Here is a 20,076-nt window from a genome sequence, read left to right as displayed (position 1 = left end):
GATTTCTGCCTGTTCTTGCCCGTTCTGTCACCACCACCTATATTGTATTGACGACGTCTGTAAAACCGACCCGGAGACTCAACATGCAACTACCGCCAAGAGTGACCAACCGTGCTTTCGAACGCTTGTCCGAGATTGGTGCTGCCAAGGAAGGTCAGGCCTTGCGCGTTGCCGTTGAAGGCGGCGGGTGTTCCGGGTTTCAGTACGAAATCAAGCTTGATGCGCCGACCATCGAAGACCTTGTTCTTGAAGGTCATGGTGAGAAAGTCGTCGTCGACACGGTGTCCCTTCCCTTCCTGTCGGGCGCGACAATCGATTTTACAGAAGAGTTGATAGGCGCGCGTTTTGTAATCGAAAACCCCAATGCCTCAAGCTCTTGTGGATGCGGCACATCGTTTTCCATGTAAATCAAGCACGCGAAGGTGCGCGGCGGAATTGATCTTCGTAGACCAGCAAAAGCCCAGAACCGACAACAATACTCACGCCCAAGTAGGTGTTCGCTGCGGGCCATTCACCAAACACCGCAGCCCCGATCAGCACCATCCATACAAATTGCAGCTTCATCAGCGATGTCGCAGCATGAGCCGCCAGATCGCGCAACGCGATGACAAGCAGCCAGCGCGCAACAAATAGCACGACACCATACAAACCGGCCCAGACAAGATCAGCCACCGGCATAGGCTGCCAGAAAAACGGCGCAGCCAGTCCCATTATGACAAGCAATGCAAGGTTGGGATAAAACACTTGCGCCAGCCCCTGTGCATCATGGCGACCGATCAAGCGCGACAGGACAATGGAAACTGTCCCAAAGAACGCAGCGAGGAAGGCCGCAAGATGGCCGAAAGAGACCTCACTAAAGCCCTGTGGGAATAGACACAAAACCCCAACGAACCCGGCCGCCAACGCTCCCCAAGACGTTGTCGATACACTTTCTCCCAATACCGGGCCCGCCATCAGGGCTGCAAAAAGCGGCATCAACCCGATGAACAAGAAAACTTGAGCAAACGGCAAATGCCGAAATGCCAGAAAGAAGCAGATCGTGGCCAGAACCGTCGCACATGCACGCATACCCATGGCAAGAGGGCATGACGTCTTGAGACTGCCGCGTGTCGATTTCATCCCGGCCGCGAGCAGGCACAAGCTGACCACAACGAGACCTGATATGGCATACATCTGCGGGGCATCGTAGAGTGCGGCAAGATCTTTAGTAATCGCATCCGCCAATGCAATAAGCCCCGTATAGAGCAAAATCAGACCTGCTCCGCCTGTAAGTAGGGCTCTCACTACATCGCCCCTCTGAGATCGATACGCGCAAAACCTGCAAAGAATGCCCCAAAACTTTGGCTGGCGTTTTCAGCCTGTGTCAGAAGCTCATGCGCTTCCCCAGAGAGCGCCTCTGCTAGAACTGGGCGCATTTGCTCCCAATCGTCGCAGCGACGATTATCAAGGCGAAACATGCATTCCGAAATTTCCCGCAACGGCCCAAACCCAGTGTCTGGCCGGTGAAACGCCATGCGTTCCATAGAAAAGTCTTTGGTGAAGGCGTCACGCCCCGTGTCGGCCAGGAACCAGTTGCAAACAAAAAATTCGTGATAGTCGTCATGAGTGCTGGTTGCAGGTCCACTTTCCACTGTGAAACAACGGGTGTGTCGTTCCAACCAGCTTTCCCAGATCTGTGGCGGCGTGAAACCACTATACCCCATGGCGATGCAGATTTCTGACAGAAGATCAGCGTTTTGATCAAGAAATGCCAAAGTGCCTGCAAAATCGAGGCTCTCACGCACTTTTTCGCCCAGCAAAGGATCTGTGCGCCCATATTCACTCAGATAAAAGATCGTATGGGTAAGCTCATAGGCGGCTTTTTTGTTGGGCATGGCAAAGGTCGCAGACCGCGAGATGAACTTGCGCAAACGATCATCCAGACCGGTATCATTTCGCAGCGGATCGTGACCGCGGCGTTGCATCAACCGACGCGCCTCTCCGCGTTGCAAATCAGACAATTCCGCTTCTGCCATTCCCTGTTCGGCCACCCAAGCGACCAGTGACTCGCCCTTGTTGCCCTCCATTCCAAGGTCTTCCAGATCCAGACAGATTGACAAAAGGAACCGATAGTATTGCGGGAAAAAGCCTAACCTTTTCTCGACCTGCGCATAAAATCCGTCATGCGCGCTCAATGCATCTCGCTCAAGCCGAGTGCCCGTGCTTTCCAAAATGTTGAGAAGCTCGGCGTTCTCCTTTAGCCAGAATACATCATCACCAAATCGGCGATGCTGCGCAAAACTGCGCAGCAAGGCGGTGTGGCGTTCGGCCTCACGTTGTTTCCGAGACGGGACATTCAGGTGCACGATATTCGACATTAGGATGATCCTTCTGGTGATGCGGGCAAGCAAACGCCCCGTCTCGTGGTGATATCGCTGCGATCAGGCGCCTGAACTGAACATTTGTGTCGCGTCACCATCAATCGCTTCGCTCTCAGCTTTGGGAGCTGCGCCCGGATGAAAATGCCTCAACAGCTTCGCCAGTCATCAATTCGCTACTTGTTGTAGGAGCGGCACCAGAGCTGAACATCTCGACCCCCTCCCCTGAGGTTGCGTCGCGTGTCGCCATCGGAGATGCCCCTGACGAGAAGGCTTCAACCGAGTCGCCGGTGATTGAATCGCCGGCAACAGTCGGCGCTGCGCCGGATGAAAATGCCTCGACTGTATCTCCCGAAACTGCATCACTGCTTCTGGTGGGGGCTGCTCCAGACGAGAACGCTTCGACGACATCGCCTGTCGCCACGTTCGTTGTGGCGATCGGCGCGGCTCCGGAACTGAACATCTCAACACCTTCGCCGCTGTTCAACGTTTGCGCGCGGGTCGGGGCGGCGCCCGAAGAAAACATGCAAACCCCGTCGCCGCCATGAATGCTGGTGCTTTCATGGCCTCTCACAGAGGCGTTTTCGCCGAAGCTTTCGATTGTTTTACGAAGTGCAGTCATGATCTTTCTCCCAAGTGGCTAGTTGCTATTTCAGTTTGCACGTTATGCGTGTTTTTCAAACACTAATATTCTCCTTTAACGTGTTTTAGGTGAATGCAATACTCTCTGCGCCGGGATAAACCATTGATATTATGATATTTACCCCGCGAGTTTTCCGAAAAAAAATCGTGACACTGAACCGAGCTTCCAGAGAAATCGGGCCACATTAAGGCCAATCGCCTTCCGAAACCGCCGAATCGTTTACCAAAACCGAGCATCGACAGGCGTTTGATTGGCGCAGTGCGCGATGGCGGCAACTATGTTAGAACCGAAGAAAAGGAGAGGCAGATGAAGATCGCAACATTCAATATCAACGGCATCAAGGCCCGGATTGAAACGCTCACGAAATGGCTCGAAGAGGCCCAGCCCGACGTAGCGTTGCTGCAAGAGATAAAATCAGTCGACGAGAATTTTCCGCGCGGCCATTTCGAAGACATGGGCTATACCGTTGAAACTCATGGGCAGAAATCCTTCAACGGTGTTGCGATACTGTCGAAGTTACCGCTCGAAGATATCAGTCACGGTCTCCCCGGCGATGAAGACGACCAACAGGCGCGCTGGATTGAGGCGACTGTAGTCGGTGATTGTGCAATTCGACTTTGTGCACTTTATCTGCCAAATGGAAATCCGGCACCCGGGCCGAAATACGACTACAAGCTCAAATGGATGGAGCGACTGCATTCATATGCGCAAACACTCTTAGATAGCGAAATGCCCGTCTTGATCGCGGGCGATTACAACATCATTCCCCAGGAGGAAGACGCAGCCCGCCCCGAAGCATGGCAAGATGACGCACTCGCTCGACCGGAAAGCCGCGCCGCCTTCCGACGTATACTGAACCTCGGATTCACAGAAGCCTTTCGCGCCGAGACCTCCTCGCCAAACCAGTACACGTTCTGGGACTATCAGGCCGGCGCCTGGAACAGGAACGATGGCATCCGGATCGACCACTTCCTACTTAGCCCGCAATGCGCGGACCTATTGGAAGCCTGTCATATCGACAAAGAAGCACGCGCTATGGAGAAGCCCTCCGATCATGTTCCCATCTGGGTTCAGCTGGCTGCCTGACCTTCAACCGTCTCGCAAATAGGATACAAGCGCCAGTGTTGAACCGTCTTTCCCGGCGGCTGGGTCGCGCCCTTGCAGCACAGGTTCCAGAGTTGCGGCCAGCTCTTTGCCCAGTTCGACACCCCATTGATCGAAGGAGTTTATTCCAAGGATCACACCCTCAACAAAAACCCTGTGTTCATAGAGCGCCACGATCTGCCCGAGCATTTTGGGCGTCAGAAGAGGATAGGCGAGCGTAACCGAGGGTCGGTTCCCTTCAAACACCCTTTGACGAGCTTGTATTTCCAACTCCGCGCCTGAATACCCCAAAGCCGCAGCTTTCTTGCGCGCCTCATTGATGTCACGCCCCAACATCAATGCCTCCGACTGCGCAAGGCAGTTTGCCTTTAAAAGAAGATGATGATGCGCAAGCTCGTTCTCGTGACCCTCCCTTGCGATGAGAAATTCGCAGGGTACGATCTGTGTTCCTTGATGCAATAGTTGGTAAAATGCATGTTGCCCGTTGGTGCCTGGCTCTCCCCACACAACCGCCGCAGATGCTATCTTCAACGGGTCGCCCTGTTTGGTAACTCGCTTGCCATTGCTCTCCATTTCAAGCTGTTGAAGGTAGGCAGGGAGCCGCGACAAACGGTGTTCATAAGGCAGAACAGCACGGGTCGGATATCCCAAGCCCTGGTGATGCCAGATTCCAGTCAACGCCAATAGAACGGGTAAGTTCTCGTTCAATGGGGCCGATTTGAAATGCGTATCCATCTCTGCACCGCCCGCCAGAAACGCTGCAAATTTCGAAGGGCCTATGGCGAGCATGAGGCTCAAGCCAATTGGGCCCCAAATAGAATAACGCCCACCGATGTACTCACCAAAACCGAACACACGCTCGGGCGGGATACCAAACGCCGCCGTTCGATCGGGATTTGAAGCCAACGCAACAAATTGCGCCTCAGGGTTCTCAACCGATGTCGCCATCCAAGACCTTACGGATTCAGCATTTGTCATTGTCTCGACGGTTGAAAAGCTCTTGGACGCAACAATTACCAGCGTGGTCGTTGGATCGAGACCCTTGAGGGCATCAGCCGCATCAGCCCCGTCAATATTCGAAATAAAATGGCAGCGCGGCCCGTCGCAGTAAGTGGCCAGCGCACGAACTGCCATGACAGGCCCCAAATCGGACCCACCGATACCTATGTTCACGATATCAGTGATCATCCCTCCTTGCCCTCTGAAACGCCCCCCTCGAACGTCATCGGCAAAATGCTGCATCCGAGCAAACGTCTGGCGAATCTCGGGCATAACTGGCTCACCATCAACCGATAGTTCACCATCGAGATTGCGCAGCGCAGTGTGCAAAACAGCCCGGTTTTCGGAACTGTTGATCTTTTCGCCGGAAAACATCGCACTGCGCCAAGATTCGACCTGCGCAGCCTCGACCAAACCAAGAAGCGCGTCTAACGCGCCTGTATCAATCGCCGTTTTGGAGTAGTCGAACAGCATATCACAAGCACGCAGCGAAAACTCTTGGGCTCGTCTCGGATCGTCGAAGAGATCGAGAATCCGCCGTGATTTGGCCTTTGCTGCTTCGCCCCTTACGGCCTTCCATGCGTCTTTCATCGTCATCATGGTGCCCAATGAATCGTACAGTCGTTTAGAATGGCAACCACCGGCGCCTCCTCGGGAGTCTTGTGCAATGCTTTTTCAAGCGCGTTACGTTTCGGCGTGCCTGTAATGACCAGATGTTTGTTCAACGCCTCATTCAAGACCCGTGCAGAGAACGTGATACGGGGTTCTGGCGCCCCCTCTGCGCGCATTGGCACGAGGATCGGGGCGTTTGGATCGAGCGCATGCAACAACCCATCACTGCCAGCAAATAGCGACGCAGTATGCATGTCACTCCCCATCCCCAGCAGCAGAACAGAGATCGGCAGGCAAGGCGCCAACCCGGATTCGATTTCCGCCAGGCTGTCCTCGGGCGTTTCGCTGCCAACATAGAGTGGATGGAACCGCGCAGCACCAGCACGCCCCACCAGCAGCCGTTTTTTGATCAGTCGTGCATTAGAACGCAGATGAACATCTGGCAGGCACCGCTCATCGCTAAGCGTTACATCCACCCGCGACCAATCAATATCAGCGGCGCAGAGGTTATCGAATACGGGCCCTGGCGTCTCCCCGCCCGGCACAACCAACGTTACCCGATCTTCATGAAACAGCATGTTTTCGAGCGCACCCGCCAAGGTCTGCGCCAGATTGAGTGCGAGCATGTCGGCGTCAGCGTATTCAATCAGATTCATTTTCGTATTTCCCTCCAACGACGGCCATCACGGTGCATCAAGGCCAACGCTTCGGTTGGTCCGGCGCTGCCCGACTCGTATGGCAGGGGTCGCTCTTCGCGTTCTTCCCATGCGGCTATAATCGGGTCGGTCCAAGCCCAGGCCGCTTCAACTTCGTCGCCACGCATGAAAAGAGTCTGATTGCCACGGATCACATCCGTGATTAGGCGTTCATAGGCATCCGGGGTGAATTCAGCCTCTTCACCCAATGCCTCGGCAAAGGACATATCAAGCGGAACATCAAGAAGCCTCATGCCGCCCTGCCCCGGTTCCTTGATGGTCACGCCCAACTCGATACCTTCATTCGGCTGCAAGACAATCGATAGAATATTGCGGTGACGTCCTGCCTCTACTCCGAAAATCGAATGGGGCGCGTCCTTGAAGACCACTGCAATTTCACTGGTGCGCGCCTTCAATCGTTTGCCTGTGCGCAGATAAAACGGTGTTCCGGCCCATCGCCAGTTGCTGATATTTGCCTTCAGCGCCACGAAACTCTCGGTGGCTGAATCCGGATTACCAACTTGTTCGAGATACCCGGGGCTGTCCTCGTCCGCCAAATACTGACCGCGCACTACGTCATTGAGCGAAACGGAGTCGAGCGCACGGATCACCTTGAGTTTTTCATCGCGCACGGCATCGGGATCAAACTTGGCCGGCGGCTCCATTGCGATCAGACACAAGAGTTGCATCATGTGGTTTTGCACCATATCACGCATCGCTCCGGCGCGATCATAATACTCTTCGCGCCCGTCCACGCCTACGGTTTCAGCCACAGTAAACTGAATATGATCGACATACTGGCTGTTCCAAAGGGGTTCGAACAGCATGTTACCAAAGCGAATCGCCATAAGATTCTGAACCGTTTCCTTACCTAGGTAATGGTCGATCCGATAAATCTGACTTTCGTCGAAATATTTTGCCAGCGTCCGATTGAGTTCCTTGGCGGTTTGCAAGTCGCGGCCAAAAGGCTTCTCGACAACAATTCGTGTTTCTCCCCCCGTCATCCCATGCTTTTTAAGGCGCTCTGCAAGGTCACCGAAAAGCGATGGTCCGACCGAAAAATAGAACGCCTGCACACGTTTGGAAGTTGACGACAGGGTTTTCGCCAACTCTTTCCATCCCGTAGTCCCCTTCGCATCCAGAGTCATATAAGAAACGGTTTGCAGAAAGGCTTCGATCGTACCCGGCGCACATCGACCAACTTTGACGAACTCATCGATCGATGCCCTGACAAAGGTGCGATAAGCGGCGTCATCCATTTCTGTTCGGGCCGCGCCGATGATCCTTGCACCATTCTCGAGCTGCCCGGCACAATGCCTGCGAAACAACGCTGGAATTATTTTTCGGCGAGCCAAATCACCAGTGCCGCCAAAGATGACAAGGTCAAACGGATCTACCGGGATGACACGCGCAACCATTTCTGCCTCTTACCTTCTCCAGGGCAAAGGCCCGGAATTCACGCATATCCTACCATGCTGACGAGTGTTCACAATGGTGTCAGTGGGCCTGCGTGCGCTTTCGTGCAAGCTTTTCGCGCGTTAGCAAGGCGTTAGCGAACAAGGGCAAGGATATCATGAAAGACCAAGCGGCTCATGCGAACCAGGGCAAGTTTCTTGACCCCACCATTACGGCGGACGGTAGCACGCGCGCCAGCGTGGCCCTGACCCATCCCGAAACGCTTTGGTTCAATACCGGAACGCTCTGCAACATCACCTGTGCGAATTGCTATATTGAAAGCTCGCCCAAGAACGATGCGTTGGTTTACATCACAGCTGATGAAGTGTGCGATTATCTCGATCAGATTGATGAGCTTCAATGGCCGATACGTGAAATCGGTTTTACCGGTGGTGAGCCGTTTATGAACCCTTTCATCATCACCATGTTGCGTGATGCACTGCAACGCGGGTTCGATGTTCTCGTTCTCACCAATGCGATGCGACCGATGATGCGAGAGCCCAACCGACGCGGATTGCGAGATCTCAATCGGGAGTACCCTGGAAAGCTCACCTTGCGCATTTCCGTTGATCATTTCAGCGAGCGCCTACACGATGCAGAACGTGGGCTCGGAAGCTTTGCGATAACCCTGCAGAGTATGGCCTGGCTGCGCGATGAGGGAATCCCCATGGCCGTCGCTGGCCGCACCACTTCCGGCGACACTGACACGCAATCGCGCGCCGGATATAGCGCACTTTTCCACGAGAATGGTTTCAAGACCGATGCGGTAGACCCTACTCAGACAGTGCTCTTTCCGGAAATGGATGAAATGGTCGATGTCCCCGAAATCACCACCGATTGTTGGGGTATCCTGAACAAATCACCCGATGACGTGATGTGCGCCTCATCGCGTATGGTGGTGAAACGCAAAGGCGCAAAACATCCCACCGTCTTGGCCTGCACGCTATTGGCCTATGATGCGGAGTTCGAGTTGGGCAGAACCCTTAGAGAAGCTGAAGGCCCTGTCGCACTCAATCATCCTCACTGCTCCAAGTTCTGCGTGATGGGTGGAGCATCCTGTTCCATATGAAGCGGGTATCACCCGGAAGAAAACGGCTCCGTTCGCAAGACCGGCGAGCGCCAACCTCACCTTGAATCACCGTTAAATCGGATCGCTTGTTGGATAGCTAATCTCGCCTCCGCTGACCGCGGCACGAACGCCCGTCGTTGAAGGGCAGGATGTCGCCATACCACGTGCAACACGAACCGCAAGAAAACCGAAAGCCTGCGCTTCCAGCATGTCGCCATCAAGGCCGACGTCTTCGACCGGCATGACCTCACAATCAAGGCCTACCGTCAGCATTTGCATCATTACCGGGTTCTTGCGCCCGCCCCCGGTTACAAGCAGCGTTTGTGGCGGCGTAGGACAATGTTCCATCGCGCGCATCACGGCAGCCGCGGACATGGCCGTAAGCGTTGCCGACGCGTCGGCATCTGACAATTCACGCACAAGGCCGATCATGTCCGCAAATGCGTCGCGATCCAGCGACTTTGGCGGAATACGAAAGAAATAAGGATCATCGAGAAATAACTCCAACGCTCCATCTTCAACCCTGCCTTTGCGCGCAAGGGCCCCATCGCGATCACAATCCAAGTCCAGACGCTCTCTCACCAAATCGTTGATCGGTGCGTTGGCCGGACCGGTATCAAAGGCCAGAAGCGCGCCTGTGTCTTCCGGGCGCGTTTTGCCTGGATCGATCCATGTGATGTTGCCAACGCCGCCGAGGTTTAGAAAAGCCAGCGGTGCATCAGCTCCAATCCAGCGCGCGCAGGCAAAGTGAAAAAACGGGGCGAGCGGCGCCCCTTCGCCGCCAAATTGTACATCGGCCGAGCGGAAATCCGAAACCACCGGAAGCCCAAGCGCGCCCGCCAGAACCGCACCACTTCCAATCTGATGCGTTCCACGCCCTTTCGGATCATGGGCAAGGGTTTGACCGTGAAAACCGATCACTCCTATGTCTGTAAACCCCTTCAAGGCTTCGATGTGCGCCTGCACAACAACCTTGGCTGCTTCGGCCACGCCCTCGCCGCCCGGCCATTGGCCAAGTGCGACCCTCAAACTGGCGCGTTCCGCATCGGAGTAAGGTCGGTAGTGACTGTCACCAAAGTCAAATATCTCGACGCCATCGGTTTCAATCACCGCAGCATCAACCCCATCCAGCGAGGTGCCGCTCATCGCGCCTAACGCCTTGACCCTGCCCTGCTTCAACATGGTCTTTTCCTTACGTCTTCCGCCCCCTATACAGGCGCGCAAACAATACGGGACAAGTCACATGACCTACCACCCCAAATCGGATTTCATGCGCGTCATGATGGAGCGCGGCTTTCTCGCCGATTGCACCGATTACCAGAGCCTCGACGAGGCGCTGAGCAAGGGAGTTGTGCCCGGATATATCGGTTTTGACGCCACCGCCAAATCGCTGCATGTCGGATCGCTTATCCAGATCATGATGCTTAGGTGGTTGCAAAAGACCGGCCACAAGCCGATTACCTTGATGGGCGGTGGCACCACAAAGGTGGGTGATCCGAGCTTTCGCGCCGATGAACGCCCGCTGCTGACCAATGAACAGATCGACGCCAATATCGCAGGCATCCGTAAGGTTTTCTCGGCCTATATCGACTATGACAGCGGTGCCAAAAACGCGGCCTTGATGCTCAACAATGCGGAATGGCTCGACGACCTTAATTACCTCGAATTCCTACGCGATATCGGACGCCACTTCAGCGTCAACCGCATGCTTGCGTTTGAGTCGGTCAAATCGCGGATTGATCGCGAGCAATCGCTATCCTTCCTCGAATTCAACTACATGATTCTACAAGCTTATGATTTCATGGAGTTGCACCGCCGTTATGGCTGTCTATTGCAGATGGGGGGCAGCGATCAATGGGGCAATATCGTCAACGGAATCGACTTGACCCGCCGGGTACTCGACAGGCAGGTTTTCGGCCTCACCACGCCGCTGCTAACCACCTCTGACGGCAAGAAGATGGGCAAGAGCCAGGACGGTGCCATATGGCTTAACGACGAAATGTTGAGTTCCTATGAATTCTGGCAGTTTTGGCGCAATACGACCGATGCCGATGTCGGCCGGTTCCTTAAACTCTATACCGAGTTGCCGTTGGACGAATGCACGCGACTGGCCGCACTGGGTGGGTCGGAAATCAATGAAGCCAAGATCACTCTCGCCAATGAGGTAACCGCACTTCTGCATGGCCGTAAGGCAGCAGATGCGGCTCATGCCACCGCTCGCGAAGTCTTTGAAAAGGGTGGCGTCGGCGATGACCTGCCCACGCTCGAACTGAGCGCGGAGGAGATCGGCGACGGTATCTCGGTAGTGCAATTGATTGTGCGTTCGGGGCTTGCCAAGACGGGCAAAGAAGCCAAACGGTTGATTGCGGAAAACGGCGCCCGGATTGATGATGCGCCGCTCAGTGATGCCGGGATGATGTTAGACGCAAGCACTCTTAGCTCACCAGTTAAGCTCTCTGCTGGCAAGAAGCGGCACGCCTTGGTCAAACTGGTAAGCCAGGAATAGCGGTAGCCCCCTGCTATCCTGACGCCAATGCGTCGGGATAGCGCTTCACAAGGGTCGAATTTTCAGCCTCTGAATTCGATTTCCTACTCGCGCGATTACTTCGAAACGGTAACCGTGAAACGAGAAAACCTGCCCGACAGTTGGGATCATCTGGGCCTCGTGCATCACCAGGCCAGCGACCGTATTTGCATGTTCGTCAGGTAGGTTCCAATCAGTCGCCCGGTTCAGATCTCGGATCGTCATCGCACCGTCAACCAACAGCTGCCCGTCTTCCGTGCGATGTGCCTCTTGCTCTTCATCAAGATCGAATTCGTCAGTGATTTCACCCACGATTTCTTCGAGAATATCTTCTAGGGTGATCAGCCCCTGCAAGGTGCCATACTCATCCACCACAAGCGCAAAATGGGTGCGGCGGCGCAAGAATTGGCGCATTTGGTCATCAAGCGTTGTGGTTTCAGGAACGAAATAAGGCTTCATCGCAACGTCGGCGACCCGAAAGCCGGATAGTCCTGCGGGCGAAGACTCTGGGCCGAACATCAGCTTGTGCATGCCGCGCAGCAGATCTTTGGCATGAACCACACCAATGATATTGTCGGGATCTCCCCGATAGACCGGAAGCCGGGTGTGGCTGCTTTCAAGACACTGAGAAAGGATCGATTCGGGGTCGTTGTCTGCGTCGATCATTTCTATTCCAGAGCGGTGCAGCATTATCTCTTCTACTGCACGCTCTCCCAGATCAAGCGCGCCAAGGATTCGATCCCTGTCTTCTTTTTCGACCACTCCTTCCGAATGGCCAAGCTGAAGAGCGCCGGCAATTTCTTCGCGCACCGCAAGGATGTGGCTGTCAGGATCGGTTTTCACACCGAACAATCCCAAGATACCGCGAACAAACCAGCGCACCGCTTCGACGATCGGGGCAAAAACCAGCACCACAATCTGAATCGGGCGTGAGACCAGGCTGGCTGCGGCTTCGGAGTTGGTGATGGCATAGGTCTTCGGCAACACCTCGGCGAAAACCAAAACAAGCACCGTCATCGCCAACGTGGCCAGCGCCACACCGCTTTCACCGAACAATCGCGTGAACAAAGCTGTGGCCAGGGAAGCCGCAAGAATATTGACCAAGTTATTTCCCAGCAACACCGAACCAATCAGGCGTTCGTTGTCCTCGGTGATCTCCAGCGCCCGAGCTGCACCGCGCGATCCCTTGTCGGCCTGACTACGTAACTTGCCACGAGACGCCGCAGTCAATGCGGTTTCGCTTCCTGAAAAGAAGCCCGATAGAATCAGAAGCAAGAAGATCGCGCCGGAGGTGATCCAGAACGCGCTGTCAAACAGCGCAGGTGAAGGTTCCATATTTCATCTAAATCCGTTTGCGAGATATACTGGTTATGGGTCCGGGAAGCACAGCATTCAAGGGGCTGTATGTATTACCTACTGCTTCGATCCTTGCTTGTGGCCAGCGGATGATGTTCGAGCACGAGGTCTTTAAGCCGTTCATCCAGCACATGCGTATAAATTTCGGTGGTCGCCAGATCAGCGTGGCCCAACATGACTTGGATCGACCTCAGATCCGCCCCACCCGCCAAAAGATGGGTAGCAAAGGCGTGGCGCAGGGTGTGAGGGGTCACTTTGGATGGCGAGACACCAGCCTTTCCGGCAAACTGCTTGATCAAAAGAAAAAAACCATGCCGTGAAAGATGCCCTGTCTTGCCGCGCGACGGGAACAGAAACCGAGACGACGGCTTTCCCGATTTGCGCGCTATTTCATCTGCCTCATCGCGCGCGGCAAGCCATTGCGCCAGTGCGTCACGCGCCGGTGGTGAGAGCGGCACCATGCGTTCCTTGCCACCTTTGCCTTGCACGAGCAGCATGCGGGGATCCCCCCGCGCCGCCATGACAGGAAGTGAGACAAGCTCGCTCACGCGCATGCCTGTGGCATAGAGCAACTGCATAAGGCAACTGTTTCGCAGTTTATCGTCATCTTTGCGGCCATGGCTTCGGGCCGCATCGAGAAGTCGGTCAACCTCGTCATGGCTCAACGTTTTGGGCAGGCGCTTGGAGCGACCCGGCCCCTTGATCTCGATTGCAGGGTTATCGCTGCGAAGCCCCTCTTCAAAGGCAAAACGATAGAGTTGCTTGATCGCCGATAACCTGCGTGCCCGCGTTGATAGCGCCATGCCCTGCGTATCGCAGTCAATCAGGTAGGCTTCGACATCGGCGCGACGGGCAGTCTGGGCATCAAGGTGATTGTCGCTCAGCCACTCGTAAAAGCTTTTCAGGTCTCGCCCATAAGCAAGCAGCGTGTTCTCGGACGCACCCAACTCGGCGGCCTGCGCTTCGAGAAAGGATGAAATCCAACCCTGTCCCACATTCAATCGCCTTGGTTGAGCAGCATCAGCTGAAGACCGGCACGGCGGGCAGTATCCTCAAGGCCAAGCGCGCGAAACCCACGCAGCGCATTCACGATATCAGGCAGGTTGCCTTCTACCCCACTGGAAAAAAGCTCCATTGTTTGCAGTATTGCTTCCCCCAGTTTTCCAGCATCGATCAGCGGCTTGAGTTCAGACGGCAGGCCGGTTTCGGCAAAGGCGCGAGCGATAGCAATTGCCAGCGGGTCACGCGTTACGCCGCTTTGTGGTTCCCCGCGCGCAAGTGCTGCAAGGAAACGCTCCTCATCGTTGACCGCTTTCATGCGATTGGCAATCGCTTCGTAATCCGGCGAGAGCATACCCACGCCAAAGGCCACGGCATGGGCCTCTTCCGATAGCGGCAATCGCGCGAGACCGGCGGCATAAAACCGTGCAAACGGCACTTCCAGATGGGTCGCCTGCATCGCACCCCAAGCAGCCGGAAGGGTTTTGGCAACGGCCCCCGGATCACCCGCCTGCATGGCAGTATCAAAGCGTTGCACGGCTTCAACGCGATCCCAGATGCCACCCGAAGCAGCGGGATGTCGCTCGGTATAGATGTCGATCAGTCGGTTTTCCGACAATGCCCCGGTACGCGCGAGTCGTTCAGCGGCTTGCAACTCGGCCTTCCAGCCCGAGGTATCCCGGAGGTCTGCCATTGCAAAAGCCCGTGGCAGCGATGCCGTCGGTAACGGTGTTCCGGCCGCTTCGAAAAGACGGAATACCAGTGGCGACACCGGCGAAGGTGGTGCAATATCAACACCTTCCTCAATCAACTCAGGATCAATAAACATACTTACAAGATGATCTTCCACCGGCGACATGAGTTTGAGCGCACGCGCCGAATCGAGCATCAGCGCGGCAGCATTCCAATCACCGCCGCGTGCTGCACAAAATATTCTCGAGGCGGTATCCCCTGTCAGATATGGCTTCTTGTTCAAAGCGGCACAGGCGCTTTCTTCGGTACCCGAAAGCAACGTCAGATCAAACCAGAGCGGGAAAAGCTGACCGTTTTCTGGCCCTGCCCGCTCCATCAACGCCAACGCCGGCTCGACGGCGCCAAGCTCGAGCAACTTTGCAATGCGGGCTTTGAGCATTCGGTGCCCCGGCCCGGCATCCCCTGGTGGTTCCGCCTCGGCCAGAAGCAGCGTGTAGAGCAAAGATTGCATCGCCGGCAGCCCCAGCACGTCCTGCGAATGAAGCGCCTCGACCAACTCTTGGTTCTTGCTGGATTGCCAGATCGACCCTGGCAAACCAGTCACCGAAGCAGGCAACAGTCCAACAGCATCGCGTCCAGCCTCCTCCAGAGGTGTGACAGTTACTTCGGGGATCACGGCACTCTCAACCACGGCTGGCTCCGGCGCGCCGGCGGGTGATTTCGGCACGATCCGGCTTGTCACCGGGACCGGATTGTTAAGCCATTCGATGGCGGAAAGTGGCTGCTGTGCCACTCCGATGTTCGGTAAGACAAGCGCAACACCCAAAAGCATACCACGTCTGGACCGGTCCGCGAATCGCACAAACAGAGCGAGCAGTACGCAACATTTGATTTTTTCGCGCACTTTGAGTTCAAGCTGCAATGCAACTCGTGCTCGAAACGCTCTAGCTTGCATCCAGCTCAATGGTTTCCCGAATCTCCTGCTGCGGCGGCGAAAAATCGGCCCCGAAAAACGGCCCGAGATAAGCATAGGCCACAAGCGAAATCATAGCAAGAATCGCCAGTATAAACAGCCACTTGATAATACGTTTCATGCTCAACCTGCCCGTTTTGTCTTTGTCTTTATCCAACTTATAACTGGCCTTTTTGACAAGATCACGTCATTCAGACGCGGGAGTTTCAGATTGGCAGGGGAACGCCGATTTCAAATGGAAACAGAGCGGCGAAAATGGTCTGGAAAGTGAAGAAAACAATTGTTCTGGTCGGAATGATGGGGGCCGGAAAAACCGCAGTCGGCAAAGCACTTGCCGCCCGTCTTGGCGTGCCGTTCTTTGATTCTGATGCCGCATTGCAGGACGCCGCGAACAGATCCATCGCCGAGATTTTCGAGCGAGACGGCGAAGCCTTTTTCCGCGACAAGGAAAGCAAGGTTCTCAAGCGTCTTCTCGAAACAGAGAAGAAAGGCATTCTTTCAACCGGTGGGGGGGCATTCCTGGCAGAAAACAATCGGGCCCTGATCACACAAAAAGGCGTGTCCGTGTGTCTACAGGCCGATTTACCGCTGCTTTGGAACAGGGTAAAACACAAGAATACCAGACCTTTACTTCGCACTCCTAATCCTAACGAAACCCTCGCAACCTTATACGCGGCACGCGCTCCGATCTATGCGTTGGCCGATCTGTCCGTTGAGGCCCGCGCGGAGTACACGATTGAGGACATGGCCGGTAAAGTGATTGAAGCATTAAAGACGCGCCCGGATGTTTTGGAGAAAAAACCATGATGGAAAAGGTCCATGTAGAACTGGGTGATCGCGCCTATGACATCGAGATCGGCCCCGGATTGCTCGGTCAGGCAGGCAAACACATCAAACCTTTTCTGTCGCAACCTTCGGTCGCTGTCATCACCGATGAAACTGTCGCAGACCTGCATCTCGACACCCTGCGTGAAGGGTTGGAAAGAGAAGGGATTTCTATGACGTCTCTCTCCCTCCCTTCTGGAGAAAGCACCAAATCCTGGCCTGGATTCACACGCGCTGTCGAATGGCTCCTCTCTCAAAAAGTCGAACGCAACGGTATGGTCATCGCCTTCGGCGGTGGTGTGATCGGCGATCTGGTCGGCTTTGCCGCGGCGGTGCTGCGTCGCGGTGTCAGCTTCGTGCAGATCCCGACCACACTTCTCGCCCAGGTCGACAGCTCGGTCGGCGGCAAGACAGGTATCAACACCCCCCAAGGCAAGAACCTGGTCGGCGCCTTCCATCAACCCAGCCTCGTGTTGGCTGACACCGACGTATTGAACACCCTCACACCGAGAGATTTTCTGGCGGGTTACGGTGAAGTTGCAAAATATGGCCTCCTCGGAGATTATCAGTTCTTTCAATGGCTTGAAACAAACGGCCCGAAACTTGCAGCGGGCGATATGGCCAAGCGGATATCAGCCGTCAAACGCTCCTGCGAGATGAAGGCGCAGATTGTGGCGCGCGATGAGACGGAACAGGGTGATCGCGCTTTGCTCAATCTAGGGCATACGTTTTGCCATGTCCTTGAGGCAGCGACCGGTTACTCGGATCGCCTGCTGCATGGCGAGGGTGTGGCGATCGGCTGCGCGCTGGCGTTTGAGCTGTCGGCGCGCATGAACCTGTGCAGCCAGGAAGACCCCAGCCGCGTGCGTGCCCACTTCAACAACATGAAGATGAAGACCGATCTATCTGATATAAAAGGACAACTCCCATCAGCCGAAACCCTTGTCAAGATGATGATGCAAGACAAAAAGATGCGCGATGGGCAGCTCCATTTCATCCTCGCGCGTGGTATTGGCAAGGCTTTCGTGACTGCAGACGTCGACCTTGATCTCGTCAAAACTGTTCTCGATGACGCCCTCAAAGCCAAAGGTTAACGCCACCGCACGCAGCCAATCGCGGGGGTGATTCCCGGCTGTCGGCTGGCTGCCAAGCGTATGACATCCGATTCCTGAATATATTACCGCGCATTAAGGTTAACGCATCGCCCGCCCCTTCATCTTGCTAGAAATATCCCGGGGGTTTGTTTGGGGGCTGGCCCCCAAGTCACCTGCGTTTGGGGGCTGGCTCCCACAAACAAAACCTGTGCGGCGCAGCCGCCCATTCGGATCAGGCCCGCAAACGCGTGCCCTTTGGGTCAAACGGCGGCGCGTCCAAGATCGTTGCGGGGTGCGCCCGGCCCAGAACCATCACCTCGACCCTATCGCCCGGCGCCGCGCCCGAAACGAAGCCAAGGGCGAGGCTTTTGCCAACCGAATAGCCATAGGCGCCCGAGGTGACCTTGCCGATGCCGCGCCCGTCCTTGAAAATCGGCTCGCCACCGGTTGCGTCGGCGTTTGATGCAGAAACATCCGCCTCATCGAGCGCCAGGAGCACCAGACTTTCGCGCGCATCATTCTGCATCACCAGTTCGACCGCGGCGCGGTGCAAGAAGTCCTTATCGTGCTTGACCAGCCGCGCCAACCCAACCTCTTGCGGCCAGTATTCAGGTGAATACTCACGCCCCCACGAGCCATAGCCCTTTTCGATCCGCAAACTCATCAAGGCGCGGCTGCCCACCGGTCCGGCGCCAAACCCGCGACCGACCTCCAGAAGCGCCGTGTAAAGCCTGAGCTGATCGGCTTGGGCGCAGTGCAATTCCCAGCCGAGATCGCCTGTGAAGGACACCCGCAGCGCCACGCAATCCACCCCGCCAAGTTCAATACGGCGCGAGGCCATGAAAGGAAAATCCACCGTTTCCAGCGAAGCATTGGTGAGTCGCGATAGTATCTCACGCGAATCCGGCCCGGCGACATTGAAGCCACAGACCGCGTTTGTCAGCGATTCGAATCTCGTGTCTTCGGGCAGTGGGACCATGCGAAAGAAGCGTTGGTGATAGCGTTCGGCCATGCCCGAGCCGATGATCCAGAACTCTTCTTCGCCCAAGCGCGTCACTGTGAAATCCCCGGCGATGCCGCCGCGTTTGCCGATCAGCGGGGCGAGGCAGGAACGCCCCACAGCGCGCGGCATGGTGTTGGCAAAAAGCGCGTTGAGCCAGTTTTCCGCCCCCGGCCCGGTAACGCGGTATTTGGCAAAATTGGAGATGTCGATGATTCCGGCGCGCGCGCGCAGCATCTTGCATTCTTCGCCTACCGGCGCCCACCAGTTTTGCCGCGTGAAACCGTTGGTGTCGCGGGTGTCTGGTGTATCGGCAAACCACAAAGGATGCTCCCAGCCATAGTTGAGGCCAAAGACCGCGCCCATGTCGCGCTGCATGGCATGAACCGGGCGGGTGCGCACAGGGCGACCGGCGCTGCGTTCCTCATTGGGGAAATGGATCGCAAAGCGATGGGCATATTGGTCCTGCACCCGCGCCTTGGTGAAATCCTTGTCGGCCCAGGCACCAAAGCGCGCCATATCCCAGGCGAAGACATCCATGCTGGGTTCGCCTTCTATGATCCATTCTGCGGCAAGCTTACCCATGCCGCCGGATTGCGAGAAGCCGGGAATGATCCCGTTGCAGGCAAAATACCCCCGAAGCTCGGGCACCGGGCCAAAGAGCACGTTGGCATCCGGTGACCAGATCATCGGGCCGTTGATCACCCGCTTGATCCCGGCACGCCCCACCGCAGGCACGCGGTCGATTGCACGCAGCATGTTGGGTTCGATCCGTTCCAGATCGTCGGCGAACAATTCATGCCCAAAATCCGGCGGCGTGCCGTCTTCGGCCCAGAATCGCATGTCGCGCTCATATGCGCCGACGAGCAACCCCTGCCCCTCCTGGCGCAGGTAATATTCGCCGTCACGATCGGCCACGGACGGCAGGCGGCGGCTTAACGCGGCAATCTCGGGGACAGTTTCGGTGACGAAATACTGATGCTCGGTGGGTTGCAGCGGCAGGGTCAGCCCCGCCATCGCAGCCACTTCGCGCCCCCAGAGGCCGGCGGCGTTGATCACCCATTCGGTGATGATATCGCCCTTGGGAGTGCGGATGATCCAGCTGCCATCGGGCTGTGGCTCTGTCGCTGTCACGGGTGTGAAGCGGTGGATCTCAGCACCATTCTGGCGCGCGCCGACAGCATAGGCGTTGGTGACGCCTGACGGGTCAACATTGCCGCCATCGGGTTCGAACATGATACAGCGGACACCGGTGAAATCGACCAGCGGATGCAGGCGCTCGGCTTCGTCGCGGTTGACCTCGTGAAAGTTGAGGCCATAAAGTCGGGCCTTGGCGGCCTGCAAGCGCAACTGGTGTTCGCGCGCTTCGGTCTGGGCGAGATAGAGAGAGCCGGGCTGAAAGACGCCGCAGCTCTGGCCGGTTTCAGCCTCAAGCTCGTTATAAAGCTGCATCGTATAGTTTTGCAGGCGGGTGATGTTGGTGTTGTCGTGCAGCCCGTGGATGTTGGCTGCCGCGTGCCATGTGGAGCCCGAGGTCAGTTCGTCACGTTCCAACAGCACGACATCGCGCCAACCAAGCTTGGCCAGGTGATAGAGGATCGAGCAGCCGATGACGCCGCCACCGATCACGACAGCCTGGGCATGGGAGCGCATGAGCGTGGCCCTTTTGTTGCGATTG

Annotated in this window: 18 protein-coding genes; 6 read left to right on the top strand and 12 right to left on the bottom strand. The window is 56.1% G+C overall.

From position 1 onward, the window contains the following. Positions 1-83 precede the first annotated feature (83 nt). Positions 84-407, top strand: a complete 324-nt coding sequence (locus LZG00_08750) for an iron-sulfur cluster assembly accessory protein (protein ID MCF3594087.1) — start codon at positions 84-86, stop codon at positions 405-407. 1 nt (position 408) lies between these two features. Here LZG00_08750 and LZG00_08745 read toward each other — a convergent pair whose 3' ends face one another. From LZG00_08745 to LZG00_08735, 3 genes are all read right to left on the bottom strand, one after another. Next, complete coding sequence (locus tag LZG00_08745; protein ID MCF3594086.1) at positions 409-1,284, bottom strand: DMT family transporter; 876 nt, start codon at positions 1,282-1,284, stop codon at positions 409-411. Next, positions 1,284-2,357 (bottom strand): hypothetical protein, encoded by a 1,074-nt coding sequence (locus LZG00_08740; GenBank protein ID MCF3594085.1) that lies wholly within the window; start codon positions 2,355-2,357, stop codon positions 1,284-1,286. The genes LZG00_08745 and LZG00_08740 overlap by 1 nt, the downstream gene beginning before the upstream one ends. Positions 2,358-2,472: 115 nt before the next feature. Further along, a complete protein-coding gene (locus LZG00_08735) occupies positions 2,473-2,979 on the bottom strand; it encodes a hypothetical protein (protein ID MCF3594084.1) in 507 nt (168 codons plus the stop codon). Positions 2,980-3,306: 327 nt separating this feature from the next. On the opposite strand from LZG00_08735, the gene xth reads away from it, so the two are divergent. Continuing rightward, the gene (xth, locus tag LZG00_08730; GenBank protein ID MCF3594083.1) at positions 3,307-4,086 is read left to right on the top strand and encodes an exodeoxyribonuclease III; all 780 of its coding nucleotides are present in this window, start codon (positions 3,307-3,309) and stop codon (positions 4,084-4,086) included. A 3-nt stretch (positions 4,087-4,089) separates the two neighbouring features. On the opposite strand, the gene pgi is transcribed toward xth, so the two are convergent. The 3 genes from pgi to zwf are packed head-to-tail and all read right to left on the bottom strand — an operon-like array spanning position 4,090 to position 7,828. Next, positions 4,090-5,694: a glucose-6-phosphate isomerase gene (pgi, locus tag LZG00_08725; protein MCF3594082.1), complete on the bottom strand. Its 1,605-nt coding sequence runs from the start codon at positions 5,692-5,694 to the stop codon at positions 4,090-4,092. Between the two features lie 5 nt (positions 5,695-5,699). Next, positions 5,700-6,371: a 6-phosphogluconolactonase gene (gene pgl / locus LZG00_08720; protein ID MCF3594081.1), complete on the bottom strand. Its 672-nt coding sequence runs from the start codon at positions 6,369-6,371 to the stop codon at positions 5,700-5,702. Next, positions 6,368-7,828, bottom strand: coding sequence for a glucose-6-phosphate dehydrogenase (zwf, locus tag LZG00_08715; GenBank protein MCF3594080.1), 1,461 nt, complete (start codon positions 7,826-7,828; stop codon positions 6,368-6,370). The genes pgl and zwf overlap by 4 nt, the downstream gene beginning before the upstream one ends. A 155-nt stretch (positions 7,829-7,983) precedes the next feature. On the opposite strand from zwf, the gene LZG00_08710 reads away from it, so the two are divergent. Beyond that, on the top strand, positions 7,984-8,934 hold the full coding sequence (locus tag LZG00_08710) for a radical SAM protein (protein MCF3594079.1): 951 nt from the start codon (positions 7,984-7,986) through the stop codon (positions 8,932-8,934). Positions 8,935-9,006: 72 nt separating this feature from the next. Here LZG00_08710 and LZG00_08705 read toward each other — a convergent pair whose 3' ends face one another. Beyond that, positions 9,007-10,116, bottom strand: a complete 1,110-nt coding sequence (locus tag LZG00_08705) for an anhydro-N-acetylmuramic acid kinase (GenBank protein MCF3594078.1) — start codon at positions 10,114-10,116, stop codon at positions 9,007-9,009. Between the two features lie 61 nt (positions 10,117-10,177). On the opposite strand from LZG00_08705, the gene tyrS reads away from it, so the two are divergent. Continuing rightward, the gene (gene tyrS, locus LZG00_08700; GenBank protein ID MCF3594077.1) at positions 10,178-11,440 is read left to right on the top strand and encodes a tyrosine--tRNA ligase; all 1,263 of its coding nucleotides are present in this window, start codon (positions 10,178-10,180) and stop codon (positions 11,438-11,440) included. A gap of 45 nt (positions 11,441-11,485) precedes the next feature. On the opposite strand, the gene LZG00_08695 is transcribed toward tyrS, so the two are convergent. The 4 genes from LZG00_08695 to LZG00_08680 all read right to left on the bottom strand — a co-directional run bounded on the left by LZG00_08695 (position 11,486) and on the right by LZG00_08680 (position 15,600). Further along, complete coding sequence (locus LZG00_08695) at positions 11,486-12,793, bottom strand: HlyC/CorC family transporter (protein ID MCF3594076.1); 1,308 nt, start codon at positions 12,791-12,793, stop codon at positions 11,486-11,488. 74 nt (positions 12,794-12,867) lie between these two features. After that, a complete protein-coding gene (locus LZG00_08690) occupies positions 12,868-13,809 on the bottom strand; it encodes a site-specific tyrosine recombinase XerD (protein ID MCF3594075.1) in 942 nt (313 codons plus the stop codon). A 2-nt stretch (positions 13,810-13,811) separates the two neighbouring features. Continuing rightward, a complete protein-coding gene (locus tag LZG00_08685) occupies positions 13,812-15,338 on the bottom strand; it encodes a hypothetical protein (GenBank protein ID MCF3594074.1) in 1,527 nt (508 codons plus the stop codon). A 112-nt stretch (positions 15,339-15,450) separates the two neighbouring features. Next, on the bottom strand, positions 15,451-15,600 hold the full coding sequence (locus LZG00_08680; GenBank protein ID MCF3594073.1) for a hypothetical protein: 150 nt from the start codon (positions 15,598-15,600) through the stop codon (positions 15,451-15,453). Positions 15,601-15,734: 134 nt separating this feature from the next. Between LZG00_08680 and LZG00_08675 the strand changes: the two genes are divergently transcribed. Beyond that, positions 15,735-16,286, top strand: coding sequence for a shikimate kinase (locus tag LZG00_08675; GenBank protein MCF3594072.1), 552 nt, complete (start codon positions 15,735-15,737; stop codon positions 16,284-16,286). After that, positions 16,283-17,398, top strand: coding sequence for a 3-dehydroquinate synthase (aroB, locus tag LZG00_08670; protein MCF3594071.1), 1,116 nt, complete (start codon positions 16,283-16,285; stop codon positions 17,396-17,398). The genes LZG00_08675 and aroB overlap by 4 nt, the downstream gene beginning before the upstream one ends. A 232-nt stretch (positions 17,399-17,630) precedes the next feature. Here the strand turns inward: aroB and LZG00_08665 are convergent, their stop codons facing one another. Continuing rightward, on the bottom strand, positions 17,631-20,051 hold the full coding sequence (locus LZG00_08665) for an FAD-dependent oxidoreductase (GenBank protein MCF3594070.1): 2,421 nt from the start codon (positions 20,049-20,051) through the stop codon (positions 17,631-17,633). Between the last annotated feature and the right edge of the window lie 25 nt (positions 20,052-20,076).

This window comes from Rhodobacteraceae bacterium LMO-JJ12 (assembly GCA_021555075.1).
Taxonomy (GTDB): Bacteria; Pseudomonadota; Alphaproteobacteria; order Rhodobacterales; family Rhodobacteraceae; genus JAKGBX01.
This window is presented reverse-complemented; position numbering and strand designations above follow the sequence as displayed.

Coding starts and splice junctions, on each gene's coding strand:
- pgi (MCF3594082.1), bottom strand. CDS start 5,694: ATGAAAGACGCATGGAAGGCCGTAAGGGGCGAAGCAGCAAAGGCCAAA.
- LZG00_08685 (MCF3594074.1), bottom strand. CDS start 15,338: ATGCTTTTGGGTGTTGCGCTTGTCTTACCGAACATCGGAGTGGCACAG.
- tyrS (MCF3594077.1), top strand. CDS start 10,178: ATGACCTACCACCCCAAATCGGATTTCATGCGCGTCATGATGGAGCGC.
- LZG00_08710 (MCF3594079.1), top strand. CDS start 7,984: ATGAAAGACCAAGCGGCTCATGCGAACCAGGGCAAGTTTCTTGACCCC.
- zwf (MCF3594080.1), bottom strand. CDS start 7,828: ATGGTTGCGCGTGTCATCCCGGTAGATCCGTTTGACCTTGTCATCTTT.
- LZG00_08735 (MCF3594084.1), bottom strand. CDS start 2,979: ATGACTGCACTTCGTAAAACAATCGAAAGCTTCGGCGAAAACGCCTCT.
- LZG00_08695 (MCF3594076.1), bottom strand. CDS start 12,793: ATGGAACCTTCACCTGCGCTGTTTGACAGCGCGTTCTGGATCACCTCC.
- LZG00_08750 (MCF3594087.1), top strand. CDS start 84: ATGCAACTACCGCCAAGAGTGACCAACCGTGCTTTCGAACGCTTGTCC.
- aroB (MCF3594071.1), top strand. CDS start 16,283: ATGATGGAAAAGGTCCATGTAGAACTGGGTGATCGCGCCTATGACATC.
- LZG00_08680 (MCF3594073.1), bottom strand. CDS start 15,600: ATGAAACGTATTATCAAGTGGCTGTTTATACTGGCGATTCTTGCTATG.
- LZG00_08740 (MCF3594085.1), bottom strand. CDS start 2,357: ATGTCGAATATCGTGCACCTGAATGTCCCGTCTCGGAAACAACGTGAG.
- xth (MCF3594083.1), top strand. CDS start 3,307: ATGAAGATCGCAACATTCAATATCAACGGCATCAAGGCCCGGATTGAA.
- LZG00_08705 (MCF3594078.1), bottom strand. CDS start 10,116: ATGTTGAAGCAGGGCAGGGTCAAGGCGTTAGGCGCGATGAGCGGCACC.
- LZG00_08665 (MCF3594070.1), bottom strand. CDS start 20,051: ATGCGCTCCCATGCCCAGGCTGTCGTGATCGGTGGCGGCGTCATCGGC.
- pgl (MCF3594081.1), bottom strand. CDS start 6,371: ATGAATCTGATTGAATACGCTGACGCCGACATGCTCGCACTCAATCTG.
- LZG00_08675 (MCF3594072.1), top strand. CDS start 15,735: ATGGTCTGGAAAGTGAAGAAAACAATTGTTCTGGTCGGAATGATGGGG.